Annotated in this window: 13 protein-coding genes; 8 read left to right on the top strand and 5 right to left on the bottom strand. The window is 60.3% G+C overall.

Annotated features, from left to right (window positions below; translation table 11 throughout):
• The first annotated feature begins 126 nt into the window (after positions 1-126).
• The 3 genes from YUU_RS0108905 to YUU_RS0108920 all read left to right on the top strand — a co-directional run bounded on the left by YUU_RS0108905 (position 127) and on the right by YUU_RS0108920 (position 3,579).
• The gene (locus YUU_RS0108905) at positions 127-879 is read left to right on the top strand and encodes a glycosyl hydrolase (protein ID WP_245287976.1); all 753 of its coding nucleotides are present in this window, start codon (positions 127-129) and stop codon (positions 877-879) included.
• Positions 880-971: 92 nt separating this feature from the next.
• Positions 972-1,220, top strand: a complete 249-nt coding sequence (locus YUU_RS62650; protein WP_084801381.1) for a recombinase family protein — start codon at positions 972-974, stop codon at positions 1,218-1,220.
• Between the two features lie 799 nt (positions 1,221-2,019).
• Positions 2,020-3,579, top strand: coding sequence for a S10 family peptidase (locus tag YUU_RS0108920; RefSeq protein ID WP_027522061.1), 1,560 nt, complete (start codon positions 2,020-2,022; stop codon positions 3,577-3,579).
• Positions 3,580-3,989: 410 nt separating this feature from the next.
• Here YUU_RS0108920 and YUU_RS0108925 read toward each other — a convergent pair whose 3' ends face one another.
• The 4 genes from YUU_RS0108925 to YUU_RS0108945 all read right to left on the bottom strand — a co-directional run bounded on the left by YUU_RS0108925 (position 3,990) and on the right by YUU_RS0108945 (position 10,755).
• On the bottom strand, positions 3,990-6,140 hold the full coding sequence (locus YUU_RS0108925) for a prolyl oligopeptidase family protein (RefSeq protein WP_027522062.1): 2,151 nt from the start codon (positions 6,138-6,140) through the stop codon (positions 3,990-3,992).
• Between the two features lie 1,301 nt (positions 6,141-7,441).
• Complete coding sequence (locus YUU_RS58490) at positions 7,442-7,765, bottom strand: hypothetical protein (protein WP_156944177.1); 324 nt, start codon at positions 7,763-7,765, stop codon at positions 7,442-7,444.
• A gap of 123 nt (positions 7,766-7,888) precedes the next feature.
• The gene (locus YUU_RS58495) at positions 7,889-8,272 is read right to left on the bottom strand and encodes a hypothetical protein (RefSeq protein ID WP_156944178.1); all 384 of its coding nucleotides are present in this window, start codon (positions 8,270-8,272) and stop codon (positions 7,889-7,891) included.
• 29 nt (positions 8,273-8,301) lie between these two features.
• Positions 8,302-10,755, bottom strand: a complete 2,454-nt coding sequence (locus tag YUU_RS0108945) for an NEL-type E3 ubiquitin ligase domain-containing protein (RefSeq protein WP_027522064.1) — start codon at positions 10,753-10,755, stop codon at positions 8,302-8,304.
• A gap of 640 nt (positions 10,756-11,395) precedes the next feature.
• On the opposite strand from YUU_RS0108945, the gene YUU_RS0108955 reads away from it, so the two are divergent.
• Entirely contained in the window at positions 11,396-12,220 is an 825-nt protein-coding gene (locus YUU_RS0108955; protein WP_027522065.1) for a hypothetical protein, read from the top strand.
• 863 nt (positions 12,221-13,083) lie between these two features.
• On the opposite strand, the gene YUU_RS0108960 is transcribed toward YUU_RS0108955, so the two are convergent.
• Positions 13,084-13,779 (bottom strand): secretin N-terminal domain-containing protein, encoded by a 696-nt coding sequence (locus YUU_RS0108960; RefSeq protein ID WP_198031722.1) that lies wholly within the window; start codon positions 13,777-13,779, stop codon positions 13,084-13,086.
• 206 nt (positions 13,780-13,985) lie between these two features.
• Here YUU_RS0108960 and YUU_RS56220 point away from each other — a divergent pair, with 206 nt between their 5' ends.
• From YUU_RS56220 to sctL, 4 genes are read left to right on the top strand one after another with little or no spacing between them, the layout of a single operon-like run.
• Positions 13,986-14,483, top strand: a complete 498-nt coding sequence (locus tag YUU_RS56220; RefSeq protein WP_245287977.1) for a nodulation protein NolB — start codon at positions 13,986-13,988, stop codon at positions 14,481-14,483.
• 9 nt (positions 14,484-14,492) lie between these two features.
• Entirely contained in the window at positions 14,493-15,362 is an 870-nt protein-coding gene (gene sctJ / locus YUU_RS0108970) for a type III secretion system inner membrane ring lipoprotein SctJ (protein WP_027522068.1), read from the top strand.
• Positions 15,352-16,008: a nodulation protein NolU gene (locus tag YUU_RS56225; protein WP_084801382.1), complete on the top strand. Its 657-nt coding sequence runs from the start codon at positions 15,352-15,354 to the stop codon at positions 16,006-16,008. The genes sctJ and YUU_RS56225 overlap by 11 nt, the downstream gene beginning before the upstream one ends.
• Positions 16,005-16,628: a type III secretion system stator protein SctL gene (sctL, locus tag YUU_RS0108980; RefSeq protein WP_027522069.1), complete on the top strand. Its 624-nt coding sequence runs from the start codon at positions 16,005-16,007 to the stop codon at positions 16,626-16,628. The genes YUU_RS56225 and sctL overlap by 4 nt, the downstream gene beginning before the upstream one ends.
• The last annotated feature ends 23 nt before the right edge of the window (positions 16,629-16,651 follow it).

The following is a 16,651-nucleotide window of genomic DNA, read 5'->3' on the forward strand; positions in this document are numbered from 1 at the left end:
TGCCTTCAGATGAGGCCACCTAAGACTGAACTGCTCACCCATTCCAGGATACCCCGCTGGCAGAAAGAGGAAGAGAGCACTATGGATTTTAATCGGATAAACGGTGCCGGCTCGCCAGAGTCCCCAATGGGCTACGTTTACTCACAGGAGGAACATGATCTTTTTAGCCAGGCTGTGAATAATGTCAGGTCATCGGCGACCGCCCCGATGCCGGCACAGAATCTGATTTGGAGGTCGAGCGATCCATACGGGCACTTTTCACGCGATGGCAATACCTGGAACAACGACGTGTGGGGCAGTGGTGCAGGGCCTCAGACCATTTCGGTGCATGAAGCGAACCGATGGAGCGTGTGGTCGAACCAGCCTGGAACTGGTGGCATCAAGAGCTATCCGCACGAGGCTGTCCATATCGGAAAGCCGCTCAGTGCAATCAACACTTTGACCTCGACCTTCAATCAGCACGTTCCTAAAAGCGGGGCTTGGGACACTGCCTATGATATTTGGGACAGCTCAAACCAGCAAGAGATCATGATCTGGACAAACTACACCGGAAACTCGGACGGTAGCGGCAACGTTAAGCCCATTTCGTATAAATACGCCCCTTCCGGGGCGTCGATCCCGGTCTATCGCAATGTCGCTGTAGGAGGGACGACCTGGAACGTGTTTGAAGGGAATAATGGTCACAACGTCATCTCGCTCGTGCCCATTTCGAAGAGCAATAGCGGGACAGTGGATATCAAAGGCATCCTAGAGTGGATCAAGTCGAAGGGTTACTTCGGCGACATAAACGTCGGTAGCGTCCAATACGGCGTCGAGATCACCTCATCGCCAGGCGGAATGAACTTCAACTTCGACAATATGACCGTGACCTCGAAGTGAAGATTCGTGGGACGGGGCGATCTGTGCTCATTGTAAGCCACGCCGGCTAACGGTCTCAGCCTGCGGCTTACGACGTCTGAGACCGGCGTGTCATTCGGCCTGCAAATGATTGCCCCCTAAGCCAGAAGACCGGCGTCCCCCTCCGATGGGGCGCCCCCACTTACACAAAGATCCACCAGGTCCTCACCAACCCGTTCTATGCCGGCGTTTATGTGTATGGCCGCACCCAGCAGAGCTATCTCGATACGGGCGTCGAATCCGAAAGCGCATCAAACGACGCGGCCGCGAGCAGTGACCGGTCTTTAAGAGGGCGGATTCAATCGGTCGTCGCAACGCTCTGAAGTTGGAGGTTGCGATGAGCATTCGAACGCGGCGATCGGCACGATCTGGACGAGCTCCATTGCCATCGCCAGGACATGCCGCCTGTGGCGGGGCGTGATGAACAGAGCGGATTCTGGCGGGGGATTGCCGCGGTGACGGTGTCGATCTCGGTCTCGGCCATTGGCATGTTTTAACCCGCCTCGCGCTATTCTGGCCGCGGTTTTGCCAACGGAAGCAGGTCAGCAGCGCAACTGCAATTTGATGAACTACAGACGTGAGGCCTATTGTCGGGTCGACGACACGTGATCGAAAATCGCCGGGAACGCGCCTCGGGACTGCTCGAATTCTGCACGTCAAAACAGTCAATCGACGTTCAAAACTTATAACCCCCCGTCTGGATCGCGCCTTCTAGCCGCGCTTCGTATGCTGCAAAGTTCTCAATGTACGTTTCTCTCATGAGCGCGCGTAGCCGCGCCGGCGGGTCTATACATGTTGACTCGCTCCAGGTTTGTCCCACAAGCCGGCGCCCAAGGGCTATGAGGCCATCCATGAACCACATCTGGGCGGCGAGATGCGGGTTTTCTCGATGCAATTCGTGCGCCAGGAGCTCCTAATCCGTGTGGATGTGCTCGTCGGCAAGCGATCGCCATCTGCAAGCACAGGCCCGCTGCTCTGGCGCTGCCGCCGACAGGCGGGACCCAAGGATAGCGAATACTACCGAACTTAGTAGGCCTGTAATTTCTCGACTATCAGCTAAGTGAGTAGGGCTGGGAGACACGCCTCGTGCACGCAAAGAGCGGCCGGAAGCGGAGAAACTCGATGCAGTTTGATTTGACCGCGCTGCGCCGCGCCTGTCTTGTGCTGGCCATGTTTGCCTGCGGCGTGATGGGGAGCGCTTGGGCCGACGATCCGCCGCAGCGTTCCGATGCCGCGACGCCTGCCGGCCAGAAAGGCGGTCCCGGCGCACCGGCCGGCCAAACGCAGTCTATGGCCGAGCCGCATCGTCTGCCGCCGGACTCCACCACCCGCCAGACGCTCGAGTTGCCTGGACGGACGCTCACCTTCACCGCGACCGCAGGCTCCATCCGCCTGTTCGACGACAAGGGCGAGCCGCAGGCCGAGATCGCCTATACCTCTTATCAGCTCGACGGCACCGACCGCGCCACGCGCCCGGTGACGTTCTTCTTCAATGGCGGGCCGGGCGCATCGTCGGCCTGGCTGCAACTTGGTAACGCCGGTCCGTGGCGGCTGCCGATCAACGCCGACGAGGTCACGCCATCGACTTCCTCTGAGGTGAAGCCCAATGCGGAGACCTGGCTCGATTTCACCGACCTCGTCTTCATCGACCCCGTCGGGACCGGCTATAGTCGTTTCGTTGCGACCGGTGAGGATGTCCGCAGGCGGTTCTATTCCGTGGACGGCGATGTCAGTGCGCTCGCGCTGGTGATCCGCCGCTGGCTCGAGAAGCACGACCGGCTGCTATCGCCAAAATATGTCGCGGGCGAAAGCTATGGCGGCATTCGCGGGCCGAAGGTCGTAGCCCAGTTGCAGATGCAGCAGGGCGTCGGCGTCAAGGGGCTGATCATGATCTCGCCCTTGTTCGACTACCGCGAGTTCTCAGGTACGAGCCTTCTGCGATATGTCGCAACGCTGCCGAGCTATGTCGCGACCGTGCGCGAAGCCAAGGGACCGGTGAAGCGGGCCGATCTCGCCGACGTGGAAGCTTATGCGCGCGGCGAGTTCCTGGCCGACCTCGTCAAAGGCGAGGCGGACAGGGAGGCGGCCACGCGTCTGGCCGACAAGGTCGCCACGCTGACCGGCATCGACCAGGCGGTGAGCCGCAGGCTCTCGGGCCGCTTCGACATCGGTGAATTCCGCCGCGAGCTCGACCGCAAGAATGGCAAGGTGACCGGCCGCTACGATGCCTCTGTGCGCGGCTTCGACCCCTATCCGGATTCCAGCGCCTCCCGTTTCGGCGATCCCTCGGGCGACACGCTTCAGGCGCCGCTGACCAGTGCCGCCGTCGATCTGCTCACGCGCAAGCTGAACTGGCGGCCGGACGGCTCCTATGAGGTGCTGAACGGCGCGGTTTGGCGGGGGTGGGATTTTGGCGGCAGACCTCCCGAGTCGCTGTCGGAGCTGCGCCAGATGCTTGCGACGGACGCGAAGATGAACGTGCTGGTCGGGCACGGCCTGTTCGATCTTGCCACGCCTTATTTTGCCTCGAAGATGTTGCTCGACCAGTTGCCGGCCTTTGCCTCAGTGCCGCGGGTCAAGCTCGTGGTCTTTCCGGGCGGCCACATGTTCTACTCGCGCGAAGGCTCACGGCAGGCGTTTCGCGCAGAGGTCGAAGCGATGATCAGGCCGGCAGCGAACTAGGTCACAAGCAAGTTCGGGTTCGCGCGCGTATCGTAGATCAGCGCTTCTTAGCGCGAAACCGCAATGATTGCTTCTGAGAGTCCCGGCTACGACCGATCTTGCTCGCGGCCCGCAGGCTTGCGGAGAACGCCAACTCCGCGCGCTCCGGGAACAGCCAGCTGCACCTCACCTACGAATTCCTGCGCGCCGTTGGTCGTATTCCGGCCGGTGCCGTGATGCTGAGGGCTCGACCTATGTCGCGAAATGCGCAATCGCCGCTTGAGGGAACAAGATGCGGTCACGGGCAAGCTTTCGAGAAGCTGACGAGGCCCACCTTCCCCGAAGGCGTAGGCGTGGCGTCGCTCGCGCGAAAGCGCCAGTGCACTGGAGCGGTCTCAGCGGTTCAGGCAATTGCCGCATGCACTTGTCGCTTAACGACCTTTCTTTTCGACCTCACTCAATCCAAGCCGCCCAGATGCATATGTATATTCCAGGGCCGCCCGCCGTGCGTCTTCGATGAGATTGGCGGCGGCACTATGTCCCCCGTCAAGATTCTCATAGTAGAAATAGGGCTGGCCTAGCTCAGCGAGCCTTGCGGCTGCCTTGCGGCCATGTGCCGGATGAACGCGGTCGTCCTTGGTGGAGGTGAGAATGAAGGGGGCCGGGTAGGTCTGGCCCGGCACTAACTTCTGATAGGGCGAGTAGGCCTGGATCCATTCGCGCTGCTCAGGCAAGGCGGGATCGCCATACTCGGCGGTCCAGGAGGCGCCGGCGGCCAGCTTGGTGAACCGAAGCATGTCGAACAGCGGCACCTGCACGATGGCGGCATTGAAGAGGTCAGGTCGTTGGGTGATTGCGGTCCCCACCAGCAGGCCTCCTTGGCTGCCGCCGACTACGCCCAGCCGGCGCGGAGACGTGATCTTGCGGCGGATCAGGTCCTCAGCAACGGCTATAAAATCATCCCATGTGCGCTGCTTCGTTGCCCCTTGGGCAGCCTCGTGCCATCGCGGCCCGAATTCGCCGCCGCCGCGCAGGTTCGCGACGACATATGCATAGCCCTGCTCGAGCCAGAGCCGTCCCATAAGCCCCGCATAAGACGGCAGGAGCGGAATCTGAAATCCCCCATAGCCATAAAGAAGGGTTGGAGTCGATCCGTCACACCTTGCGCTCTTGGGTTGCACCAGAAAGTAGGGAATGCCGGCGCCGTCGCGCGACGTCGCCTCGAACTGCTCCACGACATATTTAGACGCATTGAACCTAGAAGGTGTCGTCTTCAGTGTCTCGAGGCGTTCGGTTGCAGCGTCGAAGTACCAGAGCGACGTCGGCCGGAGAAAACTGGAGACGGTGAACATCACCTCGTCCGTTTCATTTGATGCGGCAGAAAGACCGACACTCGCATTCTCTGGAAGTGGGATCGGCGTGACTAGCCAGGTGCCCTGATCGTACTTGTAGACGAACGCCTTGCTCTGAACATTGTCGAGGATCGTCAGGATCAATAGGTTCCTGGTGGCTTTGAACCCGCTGAGAGCCTGCCGAGGCCCTGACTGGAAGACGAGCGTGGGTCTGGCGCGCAGCGGATCCTGCTTCCATTCGGCCAGGTCATACGAGATGATCGAGCCGGCTGCGAACCGGGCGTCGCCGGACGGCGGCGTCCAGTCTTCGTTTAGCGTCACGAGCAGGCGGCCACTGGCAATGCCGCCGATGTTCGCCTTTCTCGGCAGATTGAGCTTGATCGGCCGCTCAGGCCCGAAGAGGACATGCTCATTCTCGAACGAGCTGATGGCGCGCACGGCGCCGGTCGCATGGACGGTGCCGTCACTGTCGCGCAGCACGAATGGCGTGGTCCCGACATCGGTCAGCTCGCCGCGAAAGACCTCGCGCGCTTGAGCGAGCGGCTGAGCACGCTTGAGCTCCTTCACGACGAACGGGTAGCCGGCCTTCGTCATGGTCCCGTCGCCCCAATCTCGTGCAACCAGGATCGTATTGTTATCTACCCAGCTGACGTTCTGCTTTCCCTCCGGAAGATCAAAGCCGGTCATGACGAAAGTCTCGGCGTCGCCGTCGAACTCGCGCACGAACACGGCGTCCTTGCCGCCATTGGAAAGTCTGAGCAGGCACAGGCGCTCTTCCGGCGGCAGGCAGCTGCCGCCTTTAAAGACCCAGTTCTTCTTCTCCGCGACAGCCAGCGCGTCCATGTCGAGGATGGTGTCCCAGCGCGGGTCTTGGGCGCGATAGCTCTCAAACGTTGTACGCCGCCAGATGCCGCGCACGTGGTTCTCGTCCTGCCAGAAATTGTCGAGACCGCGCCGTCCGAAAGAAACGTACGGAATTCGGTCCTTGGCCTGGAGAATGTTGAGCGCCTCCTCGTAGAAGCGTTGATAGCGGAAATCTGATTGGAGCACACGGAGCGTCTTGTCGTTTTCGGCGCGAGCCCATGCCAATGCGCGCGGCCCTTCGATCTCCTCGAGCCAAAGAAAAGGATCGTTCGCCTCCGTCGCGGCCGGCAGCGTCTGGGGGAGTGCCGCAGACATCAAACAGATCATGGATAGCGACGCTGCGAGGAGGCGGAGCGACTTTTTCATGGGAAATGTCCCGAACAGGGGCGCTAGCCTCACTCGCGTGTGTTGCGAGGTGGGCGGAAGCAGACGGAAGATGTGCATTCGGTTTCGAAGAGCGGACATGCAGAGAGAACCGCGTCCGCCGGCGCCCGAACGATGCAATCAACGTGCCGCTTGAAATTGGAGGTTCTGACCGGTCGCTTCGCACTGCATGCCGGCGTCAAGTTCTGGACAATGGTTCCAAAGCTGACGATCACGCTGTTCGGCCGAAGGAGCAGAGGTCGAATGACGACGATTTCGCAAACACGAATCACCTGCTCCCTCTTCCGCACCCCGATGGATCTGCAGCGCGCACGATTTATCTGCCGAGCCGCGTTACCTTCATGGGCGCTCGGCCTCCGCCGGCATGGGATACGCTGCAGCCGTAGGTGTGCTCATGACCGAGATGCATTTTGAGAACCTTGCGCGGCATACGAGGCGCGGTCGGGAAGGCGCGATGCAGACGGACGGCGCGCGACCGCGCATTGCGTTACCTCGGCTAGATGCGTGCTCAGGACGCAGATTGAAAACCTGCCGCGATCCCTCCCGCCGGATGATTTCGAAGTGGCTTGGGCGAGGAGTTCGATCCCCTTTCGTGCTGCTGGCGGGCACCAATTCCTGTGTCCCTGACGAGTGGCGTGTCAATCAGCCCTGGAACGAATCCTTGCGGGATCCAAAAGCTCCATGCCCGACAACCTACAGGAGGCGCTCGCAGAGCATGCCAAACTCAAGCAACCTAGCGTTCAAGATCGCGATCTATATCGTTCCGCATCAAAGGCGAATGCTGAATCTGGCACACGCGAGCTCAATGCTCGAACTGATGGGCAAGAAAAAAGGGCCGCTTGATTGACAAGCGGCCCAAGTCTAGGGAGGAAACGCCCAAGGAGGGCAGCGGCAGCGCGAGACGCTACCGCACCGCAATAATACGCGACCGCACTGCACACGCAAGTCTTTTTCGCCAAGTGTTTTTCGCCAAGTATTTTTCGCGAAGCCTGTGCGAGGCACCATCCACGCCGGTCGCCTCGATCACCTGCGCTCGATGACTAACGCCATGTCGAAAAACCGATCCGTTCAGCGTCTCGCCGGCAAGTGTTTTGCAACTCTGAGCTCGCGTCCGAGCCGTTCAAGTCCGAGCGACCCATAGAGGGCTTTCCTACCGGCACGCTTGTGATGGGGCATGTGGTGCTCACTGTCGAGGACGTCGAAGCATTGCTGGCATCGCGACCTGCTGGGCGTCAAGGTGCGGGACATCGGCTTGAGTCCGTATGGACTGTACCTGTCCCACGTCAATGTCCGCAAATCATAGCTTTGCAATCGTCGGCTCGGAAAAGAAGGCCCTTCATCATTTCATGGTCGAGGGCGATAGCCTTGACGACGTCGGCTAAGGCTGCAGATTTCGCCAGATCGAGCAACGATGCATGACAACACTCTAAGGCACCAGCGCGATCCTCGCGCGAATGACGCCGCACCGAGGCTTGATCTGGAGCTGCGCAGTCCTGGCCTTCGGTTTTGGAGCGCTTGCGATTATTGATGGCTATGTTGACGTTCGTGTGAGCGCCGTCGCGAGCGTTGGGATCGTGTTCGCGGCACTTGCAGTCCAGCATATTCACGAACTGGTTTCTGGCTCGCCCGGCCGGGCAACGCGGCACAGATGTCGCGTTCCTGACTTCGGTGATGTCGGCGTTCGCGTTGGTGGGCTTCGCAGCGAGTGGGTTTATCGCAGCGAGATTCGGCTACGGGGTCACGCTGATATTGCCGGGCCTCGGCCATGCTTTCTCGGCCTTGCTCGCTGCGGCATTGCTTCGCCAATCTGACACCGCGGTGCCTGGCGAGGGACTGATGCTCGGGCGCACGCAGTAGAGCGGATTTGCGACCAGAAGCGTTTTGGATTCCCCAATCAGGCCGGTTCTGATCCAAGCTTCCTGCTGGCGAAGGAAGCCCGCAGGCATAGCCGACATCACGTCTCTGCCGACCATGGCAGGTTCGATGCGGGTCCACCCCATTTGCGCCGGGCCGAGATCCGCGGCCATGACAAGGGGGCCGCACATGGCGGCCACGACATCCTGAGAGCCTTCGTGGAGCGGTAGAAATCGGTCCAATCGGCAAAAAAACAGCATGGACAGCCCCTCGCAATTGGACGGCCGCTTCACAGCTCAAGCCCGTGGTCCGCGAGCACCTGACGCGTCAGCGTGCCCTTGATCTCGCGGGCGATCTCGTCACGGATCTGCGCTCCGAACTGACGCTCGGCATCTCTGTTGCCGATCAGGTCATGATCGGCAAGCCGTTGCTGGAGGCGGCTGTCGAACTCCTCGCCCATTGCCTCGACGAGCCGATCCTGCATCTGTGCATGGGCTTCGGGGGCGATCCGGCTCACCACCGTCTCCCAGGGCTGCCACCGGGTTGCCAGATAGTCGGCGAACCCCGTCGCCTCCTCGTCGCGCACCCGCGTCTCGGCCGTGCTGAGATCGTCGTCGGTAACCCATGAGACGCCGAAGAAGCGCATGTCCGGGGCGATGTGCCGTAGCTCCAGCTTCTCGCGCAGCTTGACCTGATAGGCGAGATAGACCTCGATCTCGTCGACGAAGCGGAGCGAGTTGACCTTCTCCCGGGCGATTCCCTCGAGCGCGCCTAGGCGGAACAGAACGCGGCCCTGTTCGACGAGATCACCGAGCCGATGGTCATAGGCGCCGCCCTCGACGTCAGCGCTCAGACGTGCGCTCTGCATGCCGTTCCAGGTCAAAGTGATGCGATCCTCGCAGCTCTCGCTCGCCCCGAAGGCCTGCTGAAAGTACTGCTGGCGCAATTGCGGCCTCGTCGCCGCCTGCTGCAGATCTTCGATCACGGCCTGCCGGAACTGGGGATTGCCAGAATTCACGGTGTCCCGCAGCCTATCGAGAAAGCTTGCGTATTCGGGAGCACCCGCCTCGTCGGCGAAGTTCTGCCAGGCGGCCAATGACTCGGGCGCCTCGTCGAGCCAGTCCGCCACCACTTCGGGCAGCGGCCGCGCCTGAGTTTCCGCGATTGCCTCGTCCATCGAAAAGAAGACCCGAGGACCGACATAGCCTGGCGCATTCAGGGCTGCTGCCAGATTCGTCCGCACCCGCTCGGATAGCGGATTATTCTCCAGATAAGCCATACACCCAGAGCCCAGCTGCGTTAGCAGGGACTCCGGCAGGCTAGCCAGCCGGTTGTCGCGCGCCTCGAGCACCTGGAGCTCGGCCGGGAGGGTCTCGGGCAGACTCGTCAGCCTATTGCCGCTGGCATGAAGCCTCTGGAGCTCAGGCGGGAGAGTATCGGGCAGGCTAGGCAACTGGTTGTCGCGGACGAAAAGCAACTGGAGCTCGGAGGGGAGGCTCTCGGGCAGGCTGGTCAGCCGGTTGCCGTCGGCTTCGAGCTCCTGAAGTTCGACCGGGAGGGTATCGGGCAGGCTAGTCAGCCGGTTGCCGCCGACGGCAAGTAACTGAAGTCCAGCCGGGAGAGTCTCAGGCAGGCTGGTCAGCCGATTGCCGCGGACATCGAGGTCCTGGAGCTCGGCCGGCAGGGTTTCTGGTAGGCTGGTCAGGTGGTTGCTGCCGACGGCGAGTGTCTGAAGACCCTCCGGAAGTGTTACGGGCAGGCTGGTCAGCTGGTTGCCAGCGATGGCGAGTGACTGAAGTGCCGCCGGCAGGATGTCAGGCAGACTGATCAGACGATTGTTGCCGACCTCGAGCGTGCGGAGTTCGGTCGGAAGGGTGTCGGGCAGGTGCATCAACTCGTTGTCGCTGACGTTGAGCATCTGCAGATCGGAAGGGAAAGCGGCGGGCAAGGTCGTCAGGCGTAGATATGATAGCTCCAGCCGCGCATAGACGTCGCCAGCCTCTCCCCAGGCTTTGATTCGTCTTACCGCTTCTTGCCGGTCCTCGTCTTCTGTCTGCCCCTCCTCGCCAGCCCAACTGTTCAGGATATGGTCAAGCTGCGATTGCCGGAGGATGGGGTTATCAACGTTCTTCGGTTCGCCGATCGCACCGGCGGGAGAGGCCCGCCCGTCGCTCAAGGCTTCGACCCGCTGCGCCGTTGCCGGGGTGAGCCAGTGCCCTTCATCTGAAGTATTGCCATCGCCCGACCGAGGCTGTCGGTCGAGGCTCGATGCCTCGAGATTATGGTCCCAAGGAGCTTTGGGGGTCGTTGGCCACTCATCATCGGCCTGCGCCCACGAATACTCCTCCTGATCGATACTATGCATGGGCAAGTGGACCGCTGAATCCATGCCGTGCCAATATTCGGTCAGACTGAAACTGCTGGCTGGCAACTGGCCACCGCGATTGGCGGCCACAAAAACCACATGCTGATTGCCCCCCTGTTCAGAGGAGGCGGGCGGATTCGAGGGCAACCGCGAGGTGCCTTCCCCAACGTGGTCTAGCCAGTCCGCATCTCGGTTCGACACAACATAAGGATGCTCGCCGCGACGATTTGGATTGCGCGGCGGGCGCTCGCGCAGGTGCAACTCGTTCACGTGCTGCTGAAACCCCGTTTGGTCCACTCGAGACTGTTGCAGCTCGTCGTGGTCCGTCCCGGCGAAATCCGGGGCCTCGAATGGGTTGACATTGTTGAGCGGATCCATCCCATTCTCCACTGGCAGATCCGAACAGTTAACGCTGGACCCAGATCGACACCTTCTCGCTAAGAGGCTTAGCTTTCGAGAAGCTGACGAGGAATCAGAATGACAGCTACTGTCCTTTCGGCGTCCCCGCCGGACCGTTACCGCTTAACTGCCCGCGCTGCAGCTCGACATACCTTTGCAGGACAGTGGCGGCGTTTCGAGAAGCCGATTTCTATAGCCTCTCTCAAGAACGTCCGCGCTTGTGTGCGCCGGCGACGTTCATGTTGGGAAATCGCGATTTCGGTAACATCAGCCAACCGGACATCGCCGGCTAAATCGAGCGCCACTCCCGCGAGGTGATGGTATGACGAGGTGCAGGTGCAAGTAAGCCTCTCGCGGCAGCGCCAGGGAATCAGAGATTGCGCAAAGTTGCAATCTGTCACTCCCGTTCGATAGCCAGCACCGTGAACCCTGTCCTGCAACCCATGACACGCGAGCCGCGTGCATCGCCGTGGTCGAATGCCCGCCACCTAGAAGCCGATGCAGATGCTCACCTAGCGCGTCAGCTAGGCGTCAGCTGGCGCGACTATCAATCTCCGCCCACCTGAGCTGCAGCCTGAACGCGCTGCCACGCAACTTCACCGACACGAGGCAAATTTCCATGTATGGCCGAATCCATGGCTCATCCAGCCAGTTCAGCAACGATAGCCACGCTGATGAGGCGGGATATTCGGCAGATAGCCACAGCTTCTTGCAAGCGCTTGAAAACATCCACTTGGAATCGAACTCACACGCTGGTTCGTCTTCGTCGCGGGCGTACTCCCTGCTCGACCGCCCCCCTGTCGTGGAGCTCTCAAAGCGCTCATTTGCTGAACAGGCAAAGGCTTACCATGGCGATGAGATCAAGCATATTGCCGCGAACCCACAAGAGTACTCGCCTCACATATCCGACAAGGCCAAGCGCACAAAAAAGGTCGCTAAGAAATACGGAACCACGCAGTACGATACCGCGAACGCGCGCTATTTCAGCTATCAGCTCGGCAACAAGAGTGTCGGTCTTCTGAGAACGGAGGGCGGATTTGCGATGCGCGACGTGTTCGCAGGAGAACAGTGGCGGAAATCGTTCCCCGGACGAAACGAAGTCACGTCCACTGTAGATCTTCAGATTGTTCATCCGCTCGTCGATAACGCGGGCGATATCCTGCTGGAACATCAGCTTCGGCTCGACGGCGATAACGCGCTGCTCCATTCTCGTCCTGCTAATCGAGAAGCGAGAGCCCGCTCGCTGCAGTTGGGCTTTGTTGATGTGGATGACGATAACATGGTGCTTGATCCCACCCAGCATCCCGAAAAGTGGATCAAAAATCGGGACGATGAATGGCAGCGGGCGGACAAGCCGGGCCTATACTTATCCAAAGCCGAGGACAGTGTTAGCCAGAGCGAAGCACCGCGCGTCCAGTCCGAGGATGAGCATGACTTTATGTAGGGATCGCTTTAGGATTCCTGGTAGACCAGTCGCGATGGCGAGGACCGGACCGTCAAACTTGCCGGTTGCTGCTTGAAGGCGGCTTGTTAAACGGTCGTTCGACGGTATCGGCACCATTCGGCGCTCGGTTGCCGTCGCCCGGTTTTGCCCACCATGGCGGCGAGGCGTGAGCCTCTCTTTTCGGTAGAAGAGATCAGATAGCTCTTCCGCTTGAGCAGAACGTGCAGGCCTCGCTAGCCAAACCGGCGCCTGCGCGATCATCCTTAGATGTTCGCGCGGGCCACATCATCTGGGACCCCGCGAAATTCCACTTCTGCTTGTCTCACGCGGCTTTGGAAGGCTTGAGTGCGGTCGGCCTTGGGAAATATTGGTCGAGTTCGCTGTTCCGGTGGCGTGTGACGATCCTCATCGAAAATAGGCTGATTTGGCGATGAGAAAAATCTTAAGGTGCCAATCTCACTGCATCACCTCGTGGATTGTGAGCGGTTGCGGCGAGGCCTGTCATCCAAAGGGCGCAACGGGTCGGTCGGCGCCGACGGCGTGACGTGACGAACGTCCCGGCGAACTTGCAAGGCCGATCCTGACAATTTCTTGGCTTGGACCAAATCCGGCCGGAGCATCGCGCCGCCGGTGCAACGGCACTTCAGCCCTGGCGGATGGTGCCGAACGGCGACCGGCCATCCCGAGAATGCAAGACAAGGTGGCGCAGCGGCAATTCGCCTGTCTAGAGCCGGTTTATGAGACGCAACGCCTTGCCATCCTTGTACGGTGTCTGACCGGGACGATCGGTCCAAGCTCCCCCAGCGTAACGGGCTCATTGAGGGGGCGGCTGACAGGAATTCGGCAACAAGCGCGCCTCAATATCATCTTTGGCCCGCCGTGTGCGCGGGCAAGGCGCCGTCCTGGCGCGGGGTATCTGAAGAAGAGGGGCTTTCAGCTCGCCCATCTCGAACAACCGTCGCTGAGGAGCCGCGATATAGCATCAGCACAGAGTCCCGCGACGGCATCTGGGCGGAGCGTGGTCGCGCCTGCGCCTCCGCCACAAGACCATTGAGCGTCTGTTCCACGAGTGCGATGAAGCGTGGCGGACCGGAGGCAAGGACGAGGCCATTTCCCGGTGCCGGTCTCAAGATGTAGCGCTCGTCAGAAATGTTGAGCGTATCCAGGGTCGCCTTGAGCGCGTCAAAGCTGATTGAAGTTAGAAGAAGCAGACGAGTTTGCGCTTCCTTCGCGGTAGACACGTAAAGCATGAGCCCATCGTAATACCATTGAAGATTGTAGAGCTGCGTCAGATGATCGAGGAACTCGCGCGGTGGCAGATCCGGCATGTGCCCGCGAATCCGTCCCTTCACCTCGGCGCTGATGGTGACTCTGATATTGAGGTTGTTGCCGAACTCCTGCAGCGCGGCAGAAAGCTCCTGATCCAGAACCGTATAGCGATAAGCGGTCGAGGGTAGCGACAGGGAAGCGCCGAGCGCCATCTGTGTTCCGGTTGAAACGAAAACGCCGAAACAGAGGACTCCGTTCAAAACGTAACGGATTATGAATCGAACGAGCATTCACGGTTCTCTTTGACTTAAACCAACAGGAGTAACGTTGCGTAAACGTGAACGCGAAACGTGATCTTTAGATGACCATGAACGGGCGAGCTCGTCAGCTTGTCGTCAGCTGGCCTCTCTAGGACGTTGAGCCGCTAATGGGCTTGAGCGGCTGGTCGCATCACATCTCGAAGAGAGCGAGGTCGAAAAGAGAGCGAGGTCTTTCCATGATGATGTTAGGTGCTGCGCCGATGTCTCACACTCTAACCGAAGGCCTGTCCAAGACCTGTTCGGCAACAGCGGTCGACGAACAGGCCCAATTTCAACAGAGTCTTTTGCAAGCGGCTTCAGTTCAAGGCACTGCGCCTCCAGTGGCAGGGCCTCCAGTGACAGAAGTGGCGACAGTTCCGCCGACATCCGAGGTATCACGTACAGCAACGCAGGCGAGCCCGCTCGGCGATCGCATCCTCCAGAATCTTTCGTCGATGTATCGGATCAACGCAGTTCCAAAGGGTGTGGAGCCTGGGCCGGCGTCGGAGCCCCTTTTGCTGAAGCCGGGCGCGCCAGAAGCACGTGAGCCGGTCGCCCCCCATGGCGCAGGTGATTTCGAGGCGATGATGGCGAATCTGAAGGATGTCTCTGACGGCGTCATTCAGGTTACGCTCATTTCAAATGGTATCGGCAGCCTCGGTTCATCTCTGAACAAGCTGATGTCGGCCGGCTGAGTGGGGCGAATGATTGGTTCAATCCGTTGTCGCCAAAGCGGCCAGGCTCGTCCATCCAGCAAGCGATTGCGCGTTGTGGCCCTGCTACCGCTCCTGCTTCTCCTTATCGGTTGCAAGGCCGATCTCTACACCAAGGTTCAGGAGCGTGAGGCGAACGAGATGCTTGCGGTCCTCCTCAAGAACGGGATCGATGCGGTCCGCGTTGCTGCTAAGGACGGGACCAGCACGATCCAGGTCGAGCAGAATCAGATTGCCTCCTCAATCGACCTGCTGAATGGAGAAGGGTTGCCGCGCCATGCTTTCAAGAGTCTGGGCGAAGTGTTCAACGCGGCGGGCCTGATTGCTTCGCCGACCGAGGAACGCGCCCGTTACGTCTACGCGCTGAGCGAGGAATTGTCGCGCACGATCAGCGATATCGATGGTGTCCTCTCGGCACGCGTCCATGTTGTTCTACCGAAGAATGACCTGCTCCGACGTGACACCACGCCATCTTCGGCGTCGGTTTTCATCCGGCATGACTCGAGGGCAAATCTCTCAATTCTGCTGCCGCAGATCAAGATGCTCGTCGCCAACAGCATCGAGGGCCTATCCTATGACAAGGTGGCTGTGGTTTTCGTGTCGGTCGAACGGCCTGCACTGGAACCGCGGCCGGCGCCTGCAGCCGGTTTCGCCCAAGCATCAGGATTGATTTCAACGCCATTGCTTGCGGTCGGCATGGGTCTCGGCGGCTCTGCATTCGGTGTACTATCCTACGTCTTGCTGAGCGCTCGTATGCGTCAGCGCAGGCAATCATCTCACAAAGTGGGCACGGGTGGAGGGCGTTCGGGTGTGTCCGCCATCGAGGCCGTGCGCAAAGCGATCAACCCTAATGCAGCGTAGTGTGGTTTCCGATAAGGCGAGACCGAAGCCATCCGCCGAGCGGCATCGTCCGCTCAAATTGCCCTCTGTAGGTGTTCGTGAGCTTGCCGCCTCGATTCATCCGACCCGCCTTGCCGCACGTCTTGACGCGAACCTCTCGGCTGCGACGTTGCTACGGCTGCAGAAGAGTCCCAGGCTGCAAATAAGATTGCCAGGGTTGCTGCTCGACAATGAAATGGACTTGAACGGAAGTGACTTCGGGCCAGACCTTCTCTTCGGACGTGATCCGAGCAGGGCTGCTCGGCTCGCTGGCGGTATCTGGCATGCCCGTTCGCTGACAAGGCTGATTTCAAAGCACGATGTCACTATTCTGATCGGGCGCGTCGGCACCGAGGTGCAAGCTTTCGGAATCCGACATGCAGCGCATGCGGTTTCTACCGGAGTTATTGCCGATCCAGAGCAACTTGCGCAAGAGATTGAGGACGATGGACATGCCTGTCTCGGCGCTTGGCTCGATGAAGTTTCAGCGCTTGATCGCCGCCGCGTGCTTCTACGCCTGGCTGTCGGAACGGCTGCGGACAATCCTGCCACTGAACACCGCGATGCCGCAGGCCGATTGTTTTCCCTGGTGTTGGCCCAATTGGCGACGGAGGCCCCAGCAGGATGACGGCCGACGACTCCGCGCCGCCCACCACTCCGCACATCCGCCCGCTTGGGCCACTGGTAGCGGCAAGCGATCTTGAGATCTGGCAGAACGCCGTCGAGGCGTGTGCCGCAGCAGAGCGGCATCTAGCGCGGGTTCGCACCTGGGCGCGCAGAGCTTATCAGAAGGAGCGAGCGCGCGGTCATGCAGAGGGGGTGAAGGCCGGCACCGAGGAAATGGCACAACTGATCGCTCAGGCCGCCTCGGAACTGGCACGACGAAAAGCCGTTCTGGAGGAGGAATTGTCAGCGCTCGTGATGGACATCGTAACCGACCTATTGGGCTCGTTCGACCCCGGCGAGATGCTGGTGAGGACGGTTCGTCACACGATCTTGCAAAAATATGGAGGGGCGGAACTTTCTCTTCATGTGTCACCCATGGATGCAGATGCGCTTACGCGCGAATTTGCTGCGTGCGACGGCCGGGAAGGCCGGCCGGCGGTTCGAATCGTTCGGGACCCGGCGCTGCTTCCGCGCGAATGCGTGCTCTGGAGCGAATTTGGCAATATCAATCTCGGACTTGACGCGCAGCTGCGCGCCCTGCGCTCGGGCTTTGGGTTAGATCATGAGGCAGGCGAACAGTGACGGCGCCGGGAAGAAACCATGCC

This window comes from Bradyrhizobium sp. Ec3.3 (genome assembly GCF_000472925.1).
GTDB lineage: Bacteria > Pseudomonadota > Alphaproteobacteria > Rhizobiales > Xanthobacteraceae > Bradyrhizobium.